Raw genomic sequence first — 966 nt, 5'->3', positions numbered from 1 at the left:
GTCCTCGATCTGCTCGGAGGTCACTTCCTCCGAGGGTAGCACCGAATTCAGTTCGTCCATGGTGACATAGCCGCGCTTCTTGGCGGCTTTGATCATCTTCTTGACAGCATCGTCGGAAAGGTCGAGCAGAGGGCCGTCGGTGGCGCCTTCACGTTCGGTCTCGACCTCTTCCTTTTCTTTTGTCGCCATTCTTTATTTTCTCCAAGCGGCCAAGTATCAAGCCGCGTAAGCTGCCGTGCCGGTTAAATCAGATGCGCTCGCTCTAGAACGCGCTTCCCCGGGCCAGTAACTGCATCTCTCGTTAAGTCCAGATTAACCCTGGTATCTGTGGCAGGCTGACTGCCTGTCCAGTGACCGGTACCTCACATCGCTGCATTTCCCGTCGACGCCGGCACGGGTTAACGTTTCGAATCGTCCTGATTCCGTCATTCTGCCGGAAGGTCAAGCGCCTCTCGCATGATTCGCATGAAAAAAGCGAATCAATTACCCGACTTAAAGCGCCGTGGCTGATTCGACGCGCAAGCACGGTTCTGCAATTTCACTCTTTCGTAAGCTTCGACCTACACCCGCCCGGCCCTGCCCGATGACACGCCGAACCCGTCGATCAGCGCTTCCGTTGCTTGCACATCACGAAATTGCGCCTGGATCTCGACGAGATGCCGGTAGTTTTCGTCTGTGGGATCGCTGGCGAGCGCCGCTTCCGCCTGTTTCAGCTCCTTATGTAAGGTGCGCGCGCTGCGCTGCAAGTGGAGCGCCTGGCTGAAGGCGTCGCGGGCATCGTCAAGTCCGGCTGTTTCCAGCGCCGGCCACTGCCGAGCCCGTTTGATCAGCGCCACCACGCGCGCCCAGATCTCGCCGCAGCCGGCCCGTTGGATCGTCGCGATCACCGCGTCGCGGTCGTTGGCCATGTCATGCGCCATCGCATCGAGGATCGCCGCATGCAGCCGCTTCAGATCGGTATTGGCG

General features: G+C 59.2%; 1 protein-coding gene and 1 pseudogene. Both read right to left on the bottom strand.

All coding sequences use genetic code 11. The features are described from left to right. On the bottom strand, window positions 1–189 hold a 189-nt coding region (locus EOA86_RS36270), incomplete at its 3' end, for an RNA polymerase sigma factor region1.1 domain-containing protein (protein ID WP_164892393.1). A 371-nt stretch (window positions 190–560) separates the two neighbouring features. Then, a pseudogene (locus EOA86_RS36265) lies at window positions 561–966 on the bottom strand (DNA primase); the annotation flags it as partial.

The organism is Mesorhizobium sp. M5C.F.Ca.IN.020.32.2.1, assembly GCF_004023105.1.
In the GTDB taxonomy this organism is placed as follows: Bacteria; Pseudomonadota; Alphaproteobacteria; order Rhizobiales; family Rhizobiaceae; genus Mesorhizobium; species Mesorhizobium wenxiniae.
Note: the sequence above shows the minus strand (reverse complement) of the source record. Positions and strands in the feature narration are given on the sequence as shown.